Origin of the sequence: Corynebacterium sp. BD556 (genome assembly GCF_038452275.1) — a bacterium.
GTDB lineage: Bacteria > Actinomycetota > Actinomycetes > Mycobacteriales > Mycobacteriaceae > Corynebacterium > Corynebacterium mayonis.
On sequence record NZ_CP141643.1, the window covers coordinates 1,633,108 to 1,648,042 of the forward strand.

At 61.0% G+C, this 14,935-nt stretch carries 14 protein-coding genes; 4 read left to right on the forward strand and 10 right to left on the reverse strand.

The window, feature by feature from the left end; translation table 11 throughout:
- Positions 1–47: 47 nt before the first annotated feature.
- The 8 genes from VLL26_RS07650 to VLL26_RS07685 all read right to left on the reverse strand — a co-directional run bounded on the left by VLL26_RS07650 (position 48) and on the right by VLL26_RS07685 (position 9,245).
- Positions 48–1,247, reverse strand: coding sequence for a glycoside hydrolase family 76 protein (locus VLL26_RS07650; protein ID WP_342318513.1), 1,200 nt, complete (start codon positions 1,245–1,247; stop codon positions 48–50).
- A gap of 44 nt (positions 1,248–1,291) precedes the next feature.
- Positions 1,292–1,951, reverse strand: coding sequence for a TrmH family RNA methyltransferase (locus VLL26_RS07655; RefSeq protein WP_342318514.1), 660 nt, complete (start codon positions 1,949–1,951; stop codon positions 1,292–1,294).
- Positions 1,938–2,492 (reverse strand): orotate phosphoribosyltransferase, encoded by a 555-nt coding sequence (gene pyrE / locus VLL26_RS07660; protein WP_342318515.1) that lies wholly within the window; start codon positions 2,490–2,492, stop codon positions 1,938–1,940. Before pyrE ends, VLL26_RS07655 begins: the two co-directional genes overlap by 14 nt.
- 117 nt (positions 2,493–2,609) lie before the next feature.
- Positions 2,610–3,755 (reverse strand): hypothetical protein, encoded by a 1,146-nt coding sequence (locus VLL26_RS07665; protein WP_342318516.1) that lies wholly within the window; start codon positions 3,753–3,755, stop codon positions 2,610–2,612.
- 30 nt (positions 3,756–3,785) lie between these two features.
- A complete protein-coding gene (locus tag VLL26_RS07670; protein WP_342318517.1) occupies positions 3,786–4,628 on the reverse strand; it encodes a sulfurtransferase in 843 nt (280 codons plus the stop codon).
- Between the two features lie 49 nt (positions 4,629–4,677).
- Positions 4,678–5,091: a DUF4265 domain-containing protein gene (locus tag VLL26_RS07675; RefSeq protein WP_342318518.1), complete on the reverse strand. Its 414-nt coding sequence runs from the start codon at positions 5,089–5,091 to the stop codon at positions 4,678–4,680.
- A 69-nt stretch (positions 5,092–5,160) separates the two neighbouring features.
- Positions 5,161–7,716, reverse strand: coding sequence for an ATP-dependent chaperone ClpB (clpB, locus tag VLL26_RS07680; protein WP_342318519.1), 2,556 nt, complete (start codon positions 7,714–7,716; stop codon positions 5,161–5,163).
- Between the two features lie 122 nt (positions 7,717–7,838).
- Entirely contained in the window at positions 7,839–9,245 is a 1,407-nt protein-coding gene (locus tag VLL26_RS07685; RefSeq protein ID WP_342318520.1) for a sodium/glutamate symporter, read from the reverse strand.
- Between the two features lie 91 nt (positions 9,246–9,336).
- Between VLL26_RS07685 and VLL26_RS07690 the strand changes: the two genes are divergently transcribed.
- Entirely contained in the window at positions 9,337–10,368 is a 1,032-nt protein-coding gene (locus tag VLL26_RS07690) for a hypothetical protein (protein ID WP_342318521.1), read from the forward strand.
- A gap of 3 nt (positions 10,369–10,371) precedes the next feature.
- Here VLL26_RS07690 and VLL26_RS07695 read toward each other — a convergent pair whose 3' ends face one another.
- The gene (locus tag VLL26_RS07695; protein ID WP_342318522.1) at positions 10,372–11,163 is read right to left on the reverse strand and encodes a carbon-nitrogen hydrolase family protein; all 792 of its coding nucleotides are present in this window, start codon (positions 11,161–11,163) and stop codon (positions 10,372–10,374) included.
- Positions 11,164–11,263: 100 nt separating this feature from the next.
- On the opposite strand from VLL26_RS07695, the gene VLL26_RS07700 reads away from it, so the two are divergent.
- The 3 genes from VLL26_RS07700 (at position 11,264) to VLL26_RS07710 (ending at position 14,492) form a co-directional block, all read left to right on the forward strand.
- Positions 11,264–11,521 carry a hypothetical protein gene (locus VLL26_RS07700; protein ID WP_342318523.1) on the forward strand — a complete coding sequence of 86 codons (258 nt, stop codon included), beginning with the start codon at positions 11,264–11,266 and terminating at the stop codon, positions 11,519–11,521.
- On the forward strand, positions 11,518–12,666 hold the full coding sequence (locus VLL26_RS07705) for an alpha/beta hydrolase (RefSeq protein WP_342318524.1): 1,149 nt from the start codon (positions 11,518–11,520) through the stop codon (positions 12,664–12,666). Before VLL26_RS07700 ends, VLL26_RS07705 begins: the two co-directional genes overlap by 4 nt.
- Before the next feature lie 62 nt (positions 12,667–12,728).
- Positions 12,729–14,492, forward strand: coding sequence for a pyruvate dehydrogenase (locus VLL26_RS07710; protein WP_342318525.1), 1,764 nt, complete (start codon positions 12,729–12,731; stop codon positions 14,490–14,492).
- Positions 14,493–14,516: 24 nt separating this feature from the next.
- On the opposite strand, the gene VLL26_RS07715 is transcribed toward VLL26_RS07710, so the two are convergent.
- Positions 14,517–14,933: a heat shock protein transcriptional repressor HspR gene (locus VLL26_RS07715; RefSeq protein ID WP_342318526.1), complete on the reverse strand. Its 417-nt coding sequence runs from the start codon at positions 14,931–14,933 to the stop codon at positions 14,517–14,519.
- Between the last annotated feature and the right edge of the window lie 2 nt (positions 14,934–14,935).

The window sequence follows — 14,935 nt, forward strand, 5'->3', positions numbered from 1 at the left end:
AAAACCTCCAAGTGAGAAAGTTACGTACTCTCCCCAGTATGCCTTCTTTACTCGGCTGCTGCAGCAGCCACCTTCGCCGCTGCTTCCAGCAGCTTCCAGCCCGATAGCTGCACCGACAAGTCACGTTCATTGATACGGACAAGCCCCACGGCCTCGCCAAGAGTTGAGGGGCCAAGCGAGTAATTATGGGGCAGGCGCGCGTCTTTCGTCCAATCACTGGGAAAGATCGGCAACCCGTCGACCTCCAGGCGGTGCTCCCACATGGATTCCGCGGAGGCAATAACAAGCCGCGCTGCCAGCTTTTTCGTGGCGATGTTCTCCCGACTGTCTTCCGGCAGTCGCACTGCCACATCCGCTAGGTAACGCACGAGGATGCCCTGGAAAAGGCCTCCGTCGCCGTCGTGGGTTTCTTCAGGCAAGCACACGATCACCCCCCGCGGGGTGGCCAGATGTCGAGCAATGGCGCGCACCAGGGAGCGGATGTGGGTGATGTAGAACACGGAGGCGTCGGCGCGCTCGGAGTGGTCGAAGGAGTCGATGGGCTCGTCTTTGGCCAGGCCGACGTCTTGCCGCAGCGCCAGCGCAATCTCCAGGCTAGCGCCAAGTACGGTGCCCTGGTTGTAGGTATAGATCTTGTCCACAACTTCTGGACCGTCCATCCGCATCCGAATACCGTCTTGGATTAGCCCGTTATCCGCCATCAAGTTGTCAAAAATCCAGTCGACGATCTCGCGAGATTTATCCAACCTCCCTGTGCGCGCGAACAGGATCGCGGCGGGACCATTCGATGGCACGTTAAAGAAGGTTTCGTTGCGCCGCCACGGCAACACCCCGGTGGAGTTGTCAATACCGGAGAGGATGTCGAACTCCAAAGCAGTAAGCTGCTTGGTGCGAGAAAACCCGTCCAACTTCAACGCTCGATTCCAAGCCAAGGCGAGCCACGACTTATCGTCGTAGTAACGGTTCGCTGTCAGCTTGCGGCGACTCCGCACATAAATGCCGCGCAAGGTCTGCTGGATGCGGCGACGACGCAGTTTAGTGGAACGTCGATAAGCAGCATCAATTAAGCAGTCCAAATAGTGTGCTTGCCACCAGTAGTGCCAGTGCAGGAAAGTGGTTTCGCGCCAGCTCGGCGGCCACGCCACGGCAGCAAGATTGGTGCGGGGCATACCTAAAAGCCGCATCGCATGACGCTCCTGGATAGCAGCTTCAGCCAGGTCGGCACGGTGTGACCATGTTTCCGACACGCAACGCTCCCTCTTGTATCACTAATCTGCTACCTATATTGCCATCACTGCCAGGATCGTTTCAGGTCCGCATGCTGGCGAATCCACGCATGCATGGCAATGCCCGCCGCCACACCCGCATTGATCGAACGCGTCGACCCAAATTGGGCAATCGCACAGGTCATGTCCGCAGCCTGCTGAGTCTCCGGAGTAATGCCAGGTCCTTCCTGTCCGAAAACCAGCACGCAGCGGCGCGGCAACTGGGCAGTCTCCAACGGCACCGAACCCGGCGTGTTGTCAATGCCCACCACAGCCAAGCCCTCCTGCCGCGCCCACACCACAAGATCTGCCACCGTGTCATGATGATGCACATGCTGGTAGCGGTCAGTGACCATGGCGCCGCGCCGGTTCCAGCGACGTCGGCCCACAATATGCACCGCTTCGGCGAGAAAAGCGTTAGCGGTGCGCACCACGGTGCCGATATTCATGTCGTTTTCAAAATTCTCAATGGCCACATGGAACGGGTGGCGGCGCCGGTCCAAGTCAGCATTGATTGCTTCAAGGGACCAGAAACGGTAGGCATCGACAACGTTGCGGCGATCGCCCTGTTCCAAAAGCGCAGGGTCGTAGCGCGGATCATCCGGCCATGAACCCTCCCACGGACCGACGCCGTGACGTCCCTCAGCCCACTCGGTGGGGCCCCTATCTGGCTTAGGCGAGTCCAAGATCCCCAAGCCCAAGCAAATAGCGGTACTCCACGCCCTCTTTCTCAATCACATCGCCCGCACCAGTGGCGCGATCGACCACCGTAGCCACCGCCACAACTTCCGCACCTTCCTGACGGCACGCCTCCACCGCCGTCAACGGTGAATTGCCCGTGGTGGTTGTATCCTCCACGACGAGCACGCGGCGGCCCTGGATACTCGGCCCCTCGATACGGCGCTGCATGCCGTGCTTCTTCGCCTCCTTGCGCACCACGAAAGCGTCAATGGGCCGGCCTGCGGCGTGCATGATGGAAGTCGCCACCGGGTCCGCGCCCAGCGTCAACCCGCCAACCGCGTCGAAATCCAAATCTGCCGTTAACTCGCGCAACAACGCACCGATGAGCGGGGCAGCCTCGTTGTGCAACGTAGCACGGCGCAAGTCCACGTAGTAGTCGGCCTTTCGGCCGGAAGACAACGTCACCTCGCCGTGCACGACGGCCAATTGCTTGACCAACCCCGCCAGCTTCGACAACGCGGCGGCATCGACTTCGGTGCGGCTCATGGATGACTCCTTCGGAGATTAAGCGTGTTGTGTCGCCTCTAAACTGTAGTCTCACCGCGCGCGGACAGTGGTGAAGGTTCCGCGCGATCCGTGGTTATCGGGCGATCGCAGGCTGTTTCAGTCCCCGAAGATCGATGGGGGATGCTGCTCGCGGCGCACCCGCGTCAGATCGCCCGCACCATCTGAGTCAGTCTCGGGGCCCTGTGCACCATCCGCGATCGCCTCAACTTCGTCTCCGCCGACGGCACGGTAATCCATCTCCCCGCGCCGCGCCCCAGTAGAGCGGGTGGGCATCTCAAGCGGTTCCTCTGGGCGTTGCACCTTCGGTGCGGCGCTGTCCAGCGTTTCAATTTCCCCCGGCACGTCGATCTGTTCGCCCATTTCCCGTCCGGGATAGTCCACCTCCAGGACCGTGAAGGTGCGCGGGGGCAGGACGCGGGCCGCGTCGGCAAGCAAAGCAAGTGGGGCTAGCATCGAGTCCCACTCGTCGGGGCTGGCGCCACGGTCAGTCTCCGCAAGAACCCACTCGGACTCGAACCACACTGCGCTCACCGTGGCCGGTAGCTGCTCCAGCGCGGTGCGCACACGCACGTCGAGGAAACGCTTTGCCGGATTTGCCTCGGTGGCGTGGACGCTAAAGCCGCTAAATTGGCCGACCTCCACCAAATCGTTCGAGGATGCTGGCAGGAAACCGTTACGGCGCAAATCAACAACCACGTCGCTGATTTCACCCGTGCGCATCGCCATCACAGTCACCCCACCCAAATCCGCGACGAAGGTTTCGTGGCCATACATCGACCCGGAAGCCACATCCCTAGCCGCCGCGCCTGTCGACGCCGCACCGCGTTCCCACTCCCCCAGCAAAAACTCGTCCTGCTTGGCAAAAGAAAAGTCGTGGCGCTGCGCCCACGCGCGGCGCTCCCGGCGCGAAGAACCCGGCAACTGCAGGCCGGAGCGACGGTGCGGGCGAAGCGTGGCCTCGAGCTCTGGGGCGGGTTCTTCCGCGTTGGGCTCTGGGGCCACATCCTCGGCTTCAGGTTCCGGCTCACGCTCCTTTTCGGGCTTCACCTCCGGCTCGCCAGTCACGCTAGCCATGTTCAACGCGCCGGGCTCTTCTCCTTGCATCCGGTTATCCGCATCACTGTCTGTGCCCAGGTCTTCGCACCGCTGCGACTTTTCGCTCTTTTCGCGCACGTCGGAGACAAGCAGCAGGAGAGCCGCTACGAGGGCGACAACGCCGAGGGTAATGAGTATGTAGGCCATCGCGGTTTACTGTAGCTGCAGCGCCGGGCGCTACAGGTCACTGGCCACCGGGTTTGAACGGTCAGCGCTCCACTGCGACCAACCGCCGACGAAATGGCAGGGCACCGGCAAACCGACATGTTCCATGGCGGCGAGCAGGAGTGCGGAGTGGTTGCCTGAGCCCGAGTAGATGACGGCGCGAGCAGGATCGGTGTTTTGGGTAACGCCAATGTCGAAGAAGCGGTCGCGCACGAAATCGGTGCTTTTAATCTTGTAGGTGGACCTCTCGAACAGGCCTGTAACCGGCAGGTTTACCGCACCGGGGATGTGGCCGGCTTTGAGGTCGAATAGCTCACGGCGTCCGCTGTAACGGCTGGTGCCGCGGGCGTCGATAAGCAAGCCTGCGAAGCTTTTCACCTCGTCGATTGTTTTCGTCGGCATCGAGTGCGGCTGCGGCTCGACCCGTGAGGAAACAGTGATGTTGCCGGGTCCAGCGACCGTATCGAAGCCTGCCGCCTCCCACGCATGGAAGCCACCGTTGACAATGTAGACGTCGTCGATGCCCAACCACCGCAGCAACCACCATGCGCGCGCCGCGTACAGCCCATTACCCGAATCATAAATGTAGGTTGGTGTTGCCTTGTGCAAACCCCAGCTTCGGGCAGCTTTTGTGAGAGTGCTTATCGACGGCATCGGGTTGCGCCCCACTTGACGTCCCGGCAGCCCCGCCAACGCATGCGAAGGATCGCAGAATTGCGCGGTCGGGATGTGCTCAGACTGAAACTTCGACCACGCCTTCGTTTCCTCGGCCTCCCACAAAACGGCGATAACCGATTGGTTCGGCCCGGAAGCGATGCGTTCGTGCAGTTCTTCGACGGATACAAAGACGCTCATGCGCACCAGTCTAAAGTCTTACCCGTTCAGGCGCGCCCCGGCGAAGCGGCTAGGCGGTGTAACCGGGGGCAAGCTGGATGACTCCTTCGTCTTCCAAGCCGTCCAACCACTGCGTGATGCCCTCGCGCGGGCAGTCCGCCCCAATGCTGGCGGCGAGCATGCCGCCCGGGCCCATCTCCACGCGGCAACCGAAGGCCAGCAAAGTCTCCGCGATGTCTTGCGGCTGCTCCTCATTCGGCAGGATCCGCACTGTCGACGCACCTCCCCTAAGCAGGACGCGGTCGACGTGGTACTGACGGTTGAGCACCACGCACTCGACAATGTCGCCCAGCGCCAGCGTCGTGTCGACGAAAGGGACGCTGGCAACCACAAACTTGTTTCCTCCCAACTGGTGAGCTGCAAGCTGCTCGTTTTCGATGCCAGGTACGGCCACACGAGTAATGATCGTCGTTGTCGGCTGCATGCCACGTACCTTAGTCCGTGGATCATCTTCAAGGGAAGAAAATGACCCACGACACCTCCCGGCTTTGCCTTAAGCGGCATCAACAGTCAACGACTGCCCACCTTCTGCCACATCCACGAAAACGGTATCACCGTCGCGGACGTAGCCAGCCAACAGCTCCTTGGCCAGACGATCACCGATAGCCTGCTGGATCAGACGGCGCAGCGGGCGGGCACCATAAGCTGGGTCGTAGCCACGCTCACCCAACCAGGATTTTGCCGCGTCAGACACCTGCAGCGTCAGCCTCCGGCCAGAAAGCCGCTGCGCGAGCTGGCGAAGCTGAATATCCACGATCCCCACAAGCTGTTGACTGCTCAGCGGCTCAAAGACCACCACGTCGTCCAATCGGTTAATGAACTCCGGCTTGAAGTGGGCCCTGACCGCATCCATAATCTGCTCACGGCTACCGCCGGCTCCCAGGTTGGAGGTCAAGATGACAACCGTGTTGCGGAAGTCAACAGTGCGTCCCTGACCGTCGGTAAGCCTGCCCTCATCGAGCACCTGCAACAAGACATCGAAGACATCTTGGTGGGCCTTTTCCACCTCGTCGAAAAGAATCAGCGAATACGGGCGACGGCGCACAGCTTCCGTGAGTTGGCCGCCGGAATCATAACCGACGTATCCCGGAGGGGCACCGACCAGGCGCGCCACCGAATGCTTCTCGCCGTACTCAGACATGTCGATGCGTATCATCGCCGCTTCGTCATCAAAGAGGAACTCGGACAGGGCCTTCGCCAACTCGGTCTTACCCACGCCCGTGGGCCCGAGGAAAAGAAAAGAACCAATCGGACGGTTCGGGTCAGCCACGCCCGCACGGGAACGACGTACCGCATCAGAGACCGCGGTGACCGCCTCATGCTGGCCGATGACACGATTGCCCAACACGGCCTCCATGTTGAGCAGCTTTTCCGTCTCACCCTGCATCATCTTGCCCGCCGGGATACCCGTCCAGCTAGAAACCACCTCCGCAATGACATCCGGGGTGACTTCCTCAGTCAACATAGTGCGGTTATTCGCCTCAGCCTGCGACTCCGCCTGCGCTACCTCCTGCTCCAACTCGGGAATACGGCCGTAGCGCAACTCGGACACCTTCGCGTAATCTCCCTCACGCTCCGCGATCTCGGACTCGTTACGCAGCTTTTCCAGCTCCTCCTTGGCCTGCTGGACGCGGTCAATTTCGGACTTCTCGTTCGCCCAGCGTGCCTTCATCTCACCGAGGGCCTCCCGCTGGTCCGCCAGCTCCTGGCGCAAAACCTGCAAACGCTCCAGAGAAGCTGCATCCGATTCCTTCTGCAAAGCGATCTCCTCAATCTCCAAACGTCGAACGACGCGCTCAAGCTCGTCGATCTCCTGCGGAGAAGAATCAATCTCCATACGCAAGCGAGAGCCGGCTTCGTCGACAAGATCGATCGCCTTGTCCGGAAGGAAACGGTTCGTGATGTAGCGGTTCGACAACTCAGACGCCGCCACCAAGGCAGAGTCCTGGATGCGCACGCCGTGATGTACCTCGTAGCGCTCCTTCAAGCCGCGCAGGATGCCAATGGTGTCCTCCACCGTCGGCTCACCCACATACACCTGTTGGAAACGGCGCTCCAAGGCGGCGTCCTTCTCGATGTACTGCCGGTACTCATCAAGCGTGGTTGCACCCACCAGCCGCAGCTCCCCACGGGCAAGCATGGGTTTGATCATGTTGCCCGCATCCATCGCACCATCGCCCGAGGCGCCAGCGCCCACGATCGTGTGCAATTCGTCGATGAAGGTGATGATCTGGCCATTAGACGACTTAATTTCATCGAGAACCGCCTTGAGACGCTCCTCGAACTCTCCGCGGAACTTCGCACCCGCAACCATCGAGCCTAAATCCAGGGAAATCAACGTCTTGCCTTTCAGCGACTCCGGCACATCACCAGCCACGATACGGCGGGCAAGGCCCTCAACAATCGCGGTCTTTCCCACACCCGGCTCACCAATCAAAACCGGGTTGTTTTTCGTGCGACGGCTCAGCACCTGCACCACCCGGCGAATCTCCGAATCACGGCCGATCACCGGGTCGATCTTGCCCTCGCGGGCGCGCGCCGTGAGATCAGTGGAGTACTTTTCCAACGCCTGGAACTGATCTTCTGGGTCCTGCGACGTCACCTTCTTATTGCCGCGCACCGACGGGAAAGCTCCTTTGAGCACGTCGTATGTCGCGCCGCGCTTCTTTAAAAGCTCCGCAGCTTGGTCGTTGCCGCGGGCGATGCCGGCCAATAAAACCTCGGTGGAAACATATTCATCGCCCAGTTCGCCAGCTAGCTCCTGAGCGGTATTTATCGCGTTGAGGGCGTCACGGTTGAAGTTCGGGTTCGCCATGTTTTGGCCTTCCGCCTTCGGGTAACCGTCGACGATCTCGCCGGCCTCGGAGGCAACCGTAGCCGGATCCACACCCGTGGCCTTGAGCACCGGCGCGGCAATGCCGTCCTCCTGCTGCAAAATGGCCTCAAGCAAGTGCGCCGGACGAATATCCGGGTTGCCGGCGCTGGAGGCGCGCTGCAGTGCCTGCTGGATCGCCTCCTGCGTTTTCGTTGTCGGGTTGAACGATGCCATAATGCGCATCCTTCCTTTCTGTCTCAATTCATGATTTGTTGTTACACCCGATGCAACGCACGACAAGTTGAGTCTGTTCCACTCAACCCAAAGATTTTTTCAGGCACGCCAAAGAGCAGAAGCTAACTATTGTTGATCATCTTCGCGCGGGAGATCCCGCCACCTTGCGCCGCGCCACCTTGCTCCCCGCCACCTTGCGCCGCACCACGCTTCTTCGCGGGCACCCACCCAAAAGCAAACGCTGCGATCAACACAGCCAAAGAAATAACAAACGACGCCCACCCGAAGCCCGTCGTAAAGCCTGCGATCACCGCGATCGGCGCCAGGATCGTCATACCGATCTCGAAAGGCGCGAAACCGACATAGGCCACCCCATACTCGTTGAGCGTGCCGGACTTCAAACGCGGATCCACCATCTTCAACAACGCAATGCCGGTGGCCACCGCAGCCGTTGCCCAACCCCAGCCGAAAATGCCGCGCTCAAGCCACTGCTCACCGAAAAACAGCGGACCGGCCCACAACATCCACGCCACACAAAAAACGACACCAAGGAGAAACAACACCACCAGCGCCTGCCAGTAGTCGGCAAGTGCCGCCGGGACGATAGAGGCAATGCCGAAGGCGATCAGGTAGTCCGTCGCCGCACCCGAAATGGTGTTAATAGTGCGGCCGTCGAGGAAGTTTTCTCGCTTGCCCACACGCAACACCACGCGGCCAACCAAACCGATAACGAAAGACATAGCGAACAGAGGAATCGACACGTTTTCCCACTGTTGTTTGATCATACTGTTTGCCATATACGCCATTAACACGGTAAACACGACGAATCCGCCGTGTAAGGCGAGCGGCTCAATGGAGGAGGGGTTCGTCGTCGCGCTGCCAATAGAGGGACGATCATCTAACTCGCTGATGTACCCAGTGCGCAGGTCGTCAGGCAGATCACCTGTCAGTTGCGTAGCTTTGCCTTTTCGAATCCCCCAGTTAGCCACGATAACCCCACCCACGATCGCCACGAGCGTACCCACAGTCGCGGAAGTAAAACCAATCGACATCGCTTCTTCCACCCCGTTGTCCTCCAAAGAGGAACCGACCGCAGCCGCGGTGCCGAAACCGCCGATGAACCCAACCGGAAGCATCATGCCGAACCACGGCTCTGTGCCGAACAGGGGAGCAAACAGGTACAAGCCCAGCAAGATAAAAAGGCCCCACTGGCCCATAAACATGGTAGTGGAGTACGCCCACATGTTACGCGCGCCAGCCGCTACGGAGCCGCCCAGATCCATCGAGTAGGCCATTGAGGCAAAAACCACCGCAATTAACAGCGACGTGTACGTTCCCACCTGATCGGACCAGGAGATCCACCCCAGCACCTCCGGGCCAAGCACCAGACCAATCAGGCCCGCGGTGATCGGCGCAGGAAGAAGCAGCGCCTGCAACAACTTGAGCCGGTTCCGTAGAGCGTGACCAACGATGAGGAGGATTGAGATCCACCCGACGTCGAGAAGCAGTGTGTACGGCGTGTATTCCATCACCGATCCTCCCTATGCGTGCGCAATCGTGTTCAGTGTTGCAGACATTAACCGAGCCTATCCGCTTTTTCGGAATCAGTAGGCTGTCCCCATGGCCCCATTTTCAGCACTCATCGACCGCCTGGAAGCACAGTCGGAGAGGTTGCGCACGCAATTTTTCGACGAACTCCTCGCCGAAATTCCCCATGCCGCGGGCATGTTTCCGGCCGGAGCGAGCGCCGTTGCCCCTGCGCTGCTCGACTCGTTGACTTACCTGTTGGCCAACTCCTTCGACGGCGATCTCACCGCCGAACTGAGGACGAAATTGCGCGGCGCCGCCCGTGATCTGCGCCGCTTCGGCTTCCCCGCCGAAACCTACGAAACATTCGCGGACATACTCAAAAAACTGCTGGCCGAGCCCGACGCTGCCGCGCTTATCGACGCCACCGCTGCCCTTATGTCCGCCGAAGCCTCCGCCGCCGACTACGCCGGCATCCCCCCGGCCACCGCCGCCCGAGTCGGACACGTCGACGCCCGCGGCACCGACGCCCGCATTAAAGTGATCCGACTCGAAGCGGGCATGGAGCTAAACTACGCCCCCGGCCAATTCATCCCCGTGCTCGACCCCGCCACCCCCGGAGTGTGGACAAACCTGGTGCCCGCCTGCCCCGCCAACCCATACGGACAGTTGGAGTTCCACGTCGACAACACGATTGACCCAGCCCCCGGAAGCTACCTCACCCTCGGCGCCGCCCGCGGCCCCGTAGTAGAGCTAAGCGGTCAGGAACGGGTCCTCATCGTGGCCTTGGAAACCGGTGCAGCCACCGCCAAAGCACTGGTGTTCGACCTGTTAGAGCGCGACAAGCGCCCCGAGGTCGACCTTTTGCTGCACGCACAGAACCGGCGCGACCACTATGACTTTTCTACCTTTCACGCCGTGGCTCAACACCACGATTGGCTGAACTTGCACCGCGCGCCACTGGGCAGCGACATACCGCGGGAGCTGTGCGAGGGCTCAAGCGTGGTCGTGTGCGGGCCGCGACAACGCGCCGAGGCGGCCGCCGCCAACGTGCGCTCAGCCGGCGTGCGGGTCGACGTCCTCTCCCCAGATCAGTCGCTGGGGCTGGGCCAGGATTACTGTTGACGGTTACAGCAAGGGCAGCGTTTTGCGCGCCCGTGCCACTTCTGCGGTGTCAATGTCGCCGTAGATGATCCCGGGATTAAATCCGCCTTCGACGAGACGCTGCCCAGTGGGGCTGACGATCACGGAGTGACCCACACCCGTCGGCGCACCATCGGGCTTATCTACGTGGTCCCCACCGGGGCGGGCCTGGTCGGCCGCCGCGATGAACACTCCAGCGTCGAGGGCGCGCGCCACCGTCAGCGCGCGCCAGTGATCAAGCTTGTTGTCGCCGTCAGCCCAGCTCGTCGGCACCACAATGACCTCCGCCCCCAGGCGCGCAAGGTCCTTGAACTGCTCGGGAAAGCGGATGTCAAAGCAGGTCGCCACTCCCACGACGGCGCCTTCGTGGGTGAAGGTGACCAGCTCTGTTCCGGGCTTGACGTTGTCGGATTCTTTGAAGTCGAAAGCGTCGTATGTGTGGATTTTGTCGTAGCCCTTATGCACACCGTTTCCAGTGATCAGTGCCGTGTTATAGACGCGGTTGCGCTTGCCTTTGGTGTCGGCCGGGCGAAACATGCCGGCCACGATGGTCACGTCGAGTTCTTTCGCGAGTGACCGCAGTGCGGTGGCGAAGGGCCCGTCAAGCTGTTCCGCCTGCGTATCTAGGCGCCCTTGCCCGAAGGCGTACATGGTGGCTTCGGGCAGCACGATGAGGGTGGCGCCGTGGGAGGCCGCGTCGCGGATTTCAGGCTCAATGATCTCCAGGTTGCGCTTCTTATCACCGGTGGTCTCAACTTGCACAAGAGCGATTCTCATAGCGCCACGATATGTGGAAAACTCGCTCGGCACCATGCGTTATCCCCAGGTTCGTGTTCGCACCCTTGCTCGCGCGCCTTCCCTCTACCACTGTGTGGGCATGTCCTATCTGAAATTCACCACAGCCACCGCCGAAACCGCCCGCAATAGCCTTCCTCCCTGGCCGAATCTGCCCACCGCCCACCTCAGCCCTGGCTCGCTTTCAGCCGCGCTCGCCGAGGTGCAGGCGCAAGAACATTCGCTTATCAAAGCCACCGCTGCCGCCACCCGCGCCCACACCGCCGCCCTTGCCGACTTCACGCAAAAAGCCCAGCGGCTGGACTCGGCCTTGGCCCGCCGTTTGGCAGGTAAGCTGTGAGCGCCGTGTACTCCCCGGCGCTTCGGACCGGGGAGCTCTACGTCGCGACCCGAGCCCTCAACGCCGCCGCCGACCTCGTTGAACAGCGCGGTACCAGCGCCGCTGCCGCCGTGGAAATGATCCGCGCCACGGGCTTCGCCGGCCCCGCCGCCAACGTCGGGCTGGCCAAGCTCAACGACTTTTCGGAGTCCTTCTATACCAGGGCCGACGCGCTGCGCCGCGCCGCGGAGATACTCAGTGCCGCTGCTTCGGTGCAGTTAAAGCTCGACGAGTTCGCTGCTTTGCTCTTAAGTGTCAGCCACAACGACATGATCGTATGGCTCAACCTCGTGTCCTGGGCGCTCGATTCCGCCGCAGCGCAGGGCCTTTATACTGCTCTGCGCGGGAGAGGAGACGGGGACTTCCATGAACTGATTTACCGCCCGTACACACCTTTAGAACAGATCCACGAACTCAACCTAACTACCGTGCCGGCGTCCACCGCCGAGGCGGTTTCGCGTGCCGGTGGGCTCATTCTGGAGGCTAGCCCCCAGCGCGCTTCAGTGATCGTGGGTGATATCACCAACCCTGAGAGGATCACCACGATGGTTGCGGGTGTCTCGACGGGCAAGCCCGATGACCTCTCTCACGAGTTAGAGCGCGCCGCCACGATTGCCAAGGCCACCGGCGGTGCTGTGGTGGTTTGGCAGGGCTACGAGCCACCACCCAGCGTTGCTGAGGGCATCGATCCTGGTGCGGCGCGGGCGGGCGGTGAAGCCCTGTCTCGTTTCCAGATAGCTTTAGATCTGCACTACCCCGACGCCCAAAAGACAGTTCTGTCCCACAGTTACGGCACTGTGGTTGCAGCCCGGGCCGCCAAGCACCAAGGTCTGATTGCTGATGACTTGTGGTTGCTTGGCTCTCCCGGCGTTCCTGTAAGCCACGTCGATGAGATGATACTGCTCGGCGATCAACCGCGCGTTTTCGTTGCCGATTCCGACCGCGACCTCATCAGGTTTCTCCGCAACGACAAACGTGGCGTGCACGGCTTTTCGCCTTCCGCCCCTTCCTTCGGTGCCACTGTGGTGCCCGGAGTCGAAGGTGGTCACTCGGCTTATTTCACAGACCCGGACCTATTGAGAGCACTTTCACAACCCCCGCCTTAAATCCCGCCGTGGACGTATTGTGGGTGACACAACCACAAAACTGGAGAGTCAGGAGAACACAAGTGGCTGAAAAGTTTGCCAATCTCATGGTCAAGCACCTCAAAGACCTCGGCGTCAAGCGCATCTACGGCCTCGTGGGCGACTCGCTGAACCCGCTTTCCGACGCCTGCCGCACCGAAGGCATGGAATGGGTCCATGTCCGCAACGAGGAGGCCGCTGCCTTCGCCGCCGGCGCCGACTCCCTCGCCGCCGACGAACTGGCTGTGTGCGGTGGCTCCTGCGGGCCCGGCAACACCCACTTCGTCCAAGGCCTTTTCGAGGCTCACCGCAATGGTTCCAAGGTTCTTGCGATCGCCTCCCACATCCCCTCGATGGAAATCGGCTCCTCCTTCTTCCAGGAGACACACCCGGAGCACCTGTTCCAAGAGTGCTCCTCCTACCTTGAGGTGGTCAACGGCGCCGATCAGGGCGTGCGTGTGCTGCACAACGCAATTCAAAACACCCTGGCCGGCAACGGCGTATCCGTAATGGTTATCCCGGGCGACATCTTCGACGACGAGGTTTCCACGTCCCGCCACACCACGTCCGGCACCTACGCCAGCGGCGCCCGCAAGCGTGTTTTTCCCGACCCGGTTGAGGCAGCCGCCTTGGTGGAGGCTATCAACAAGGCCGACACCGTCACCTTGTTCGTCGGCTACGGTGCCCGCGACGCCCGAGAGGAAGTCTTCGCTCTTGCCGACAAGATCAAGGCGCCGGTGGGCCACTCCTTCCGCGGCAAGATGTTCCTGGAGTACGACAACCCCTTCGACGTGGGCATGTCTGGACTGCTGGGCTACGGTGCCTGCCACGAAGCCTCAAAGAAGGCCGACCTGTTCATCATGCTGGGCACCGACTTCCCTTACTCGGACTGGCTGCCGGAGCACAACGTCGCCCAGGTAGATATCGACGGTACCCACATTGGCCGTCGCACCCCGGTGAACTATCCGGTTGTCGGCGACGTCAAAAGCGTCATCGACAACATCCTGCCCCACATTGAGGAGAAGACTAACCGCTCTTTCCTCGACTCCATGCTGCGCCGTCACGCTCAACTTCTCGAGTCCGTCGTGGACAAATACACCCACGAAGCCAACGAGTCCCGCGTCCCGATCCACCCAGAGCTCGCAGCCTCCGTGCTCGACGAACTTGCCGACGAAGACGCCTACTTCACCGTCGATACCGGCATGTGCAACGTGTGGTCTTCGCGCTATCTCACCCCCAACGGCAAGCGCGGAGAATCCGCTTCCTTCCTCCACGGCACCATGGCCAACGCGCTACCACAAGCCATCGGTGTTCAGGCCGCTTTCCCGGACCGCCAGGTCATCTCTTGGTCGGGCGACGGCGGCCTCGGGATGCTCATGGGCGAACTGCTCACCGTCAAACTGCACAAACTGCCGATTAAAACCGTGGTGTTCAACAACTCCTCGCTCGGCATGGTCAAGTTAGAAATGTTGGTCGCTGGATACCCGGACCACGAAACTGACCACGAACAGGTCAACTTCGCCGCCATTGCCGCAGGTGTGGGCATCAAGTCTTTCCGTATCGAAGACCCCAAAGACCTGCGCCCAGTGCTCAAAGAGGCCCTCGCCTACGACGGCCCCGTCCTTGTCGACATCGTCACCGACCCCGATGCCTTGTCCATGCCCCCGAACATCACCTGGGACATGATGAAGGGCTTTACCACCGCCGGCATAAAAACTGTTCTCGACGGCGGCGTGGGCCGCATGGTCGAGTTAGCCCGCTCTAATCTCCGCCACATCGGCGCGGCGTCTTCTATTGCGTTGAAGTAGACCCTGGGACGAAAGCGGGCATAACTATGACGTTGGGCGGTTGCGGCGGCGTCGATAAGCAGGCTCCCACGACACGACGGCTGTGGAACGTGGAACGTGGACTAACTCCCCGCCGCGGGCTGGGCGGGTATCCAGTTCGCGGCGCAACTGCTCATTTTCCTCACGCTGGCGTTCCAGCTCGTCTTGCAGGTCATCGATCCGGCTGGTCAACTCGATGATTGTTTTGATTCCGGCGAGATTGACCCCTTCTTCCTGGGACAGTTGCTGGATGCGCTGGAGCAGCTCAATGTCACGGCCTGAATAACGGCGCCCACCACCTTGGGTGCGCAACGGAGTGACCAAACCGAGCCTGTCGTAGGTGCGCAGGGTTTGGGCGTGCATACCGGTTAGCTCCGCAGCGACGGAAATGACGTAATACTCCTGATGTTTCTGCGTGGCCATCT

Bases quoted from the DNA above. Each gene is read 5' to 3' on its own strand.
- pyrE (WP_342318515.1), bottom strand. From the start codon at position 2,492: ATGAGCCGCACCGAAGTCGATGCCGCCGCGTTGTCGAAGCTGGCGGGG.
- VLL26_RS07665 (WP_342318516.1), bottom strand. From the start codon at position 3,755: ATGGCCTACATACTCATTACCCTCGGCGTTGTCGCCCTCGTAGCGGCT.
- VLL26_RS07670 (WP_342318517.1), bottom strand. From the start codon at position 4,628: ATGAGCGTCTTTGTATCCGTCGAAGAACTGCACGAACGCATCGCTTCC.
- VLL26_RS07675 (WP_342318518.1), bottom strand. From the start codon at position 5,091: ATGCAGCCGACAACGACGATCATTACTCGTGTGGCCGTACCTGGCATC.
- clpB (WP_342318519.1), bottom strand. From the start codon at position 7,716: ATGGCATCGTTCAACCCGACAACGAAAACGCAGGAGGCGATCCAGCAG.
- VLL26_RS07685 (WP_342318520.1), bottom strand. From the start codon at position 9,245: ATGGAATACACGCCGTACACACTGCTTCTCGACGTCGGGTGGATCTCA.
- VLL26_RS07690 (WP_342318521.1), top strand. From the start codon at position 9,337: ATGGCCCCATTTTCAGCACTCATCGACCGCCTGGAAGCACAGTCGGAG.
- VLL26_RS07695 (WP_342318522.1), bottom strand. From the start codon at position 11,163: ATGAGAATCGCTCTTGTGCAAGTTGAGACCACCGGTGATAAGAAGCGC.
- VLL26_RS07700 (WP_342318523.1), top strand. From the start codon at position 11,264: ATGTCCTATCTGAAATTCACCACAGCCACCGCCGAAACCGCCCGCAAT.
- VLL26_RS07715 (WP_342318526.1), bottom strand. From the start codon at position 14,933: ATGGCCACGCAGAAACATCAGGAGTATTACGTCATTTCCGTCGCTGCG.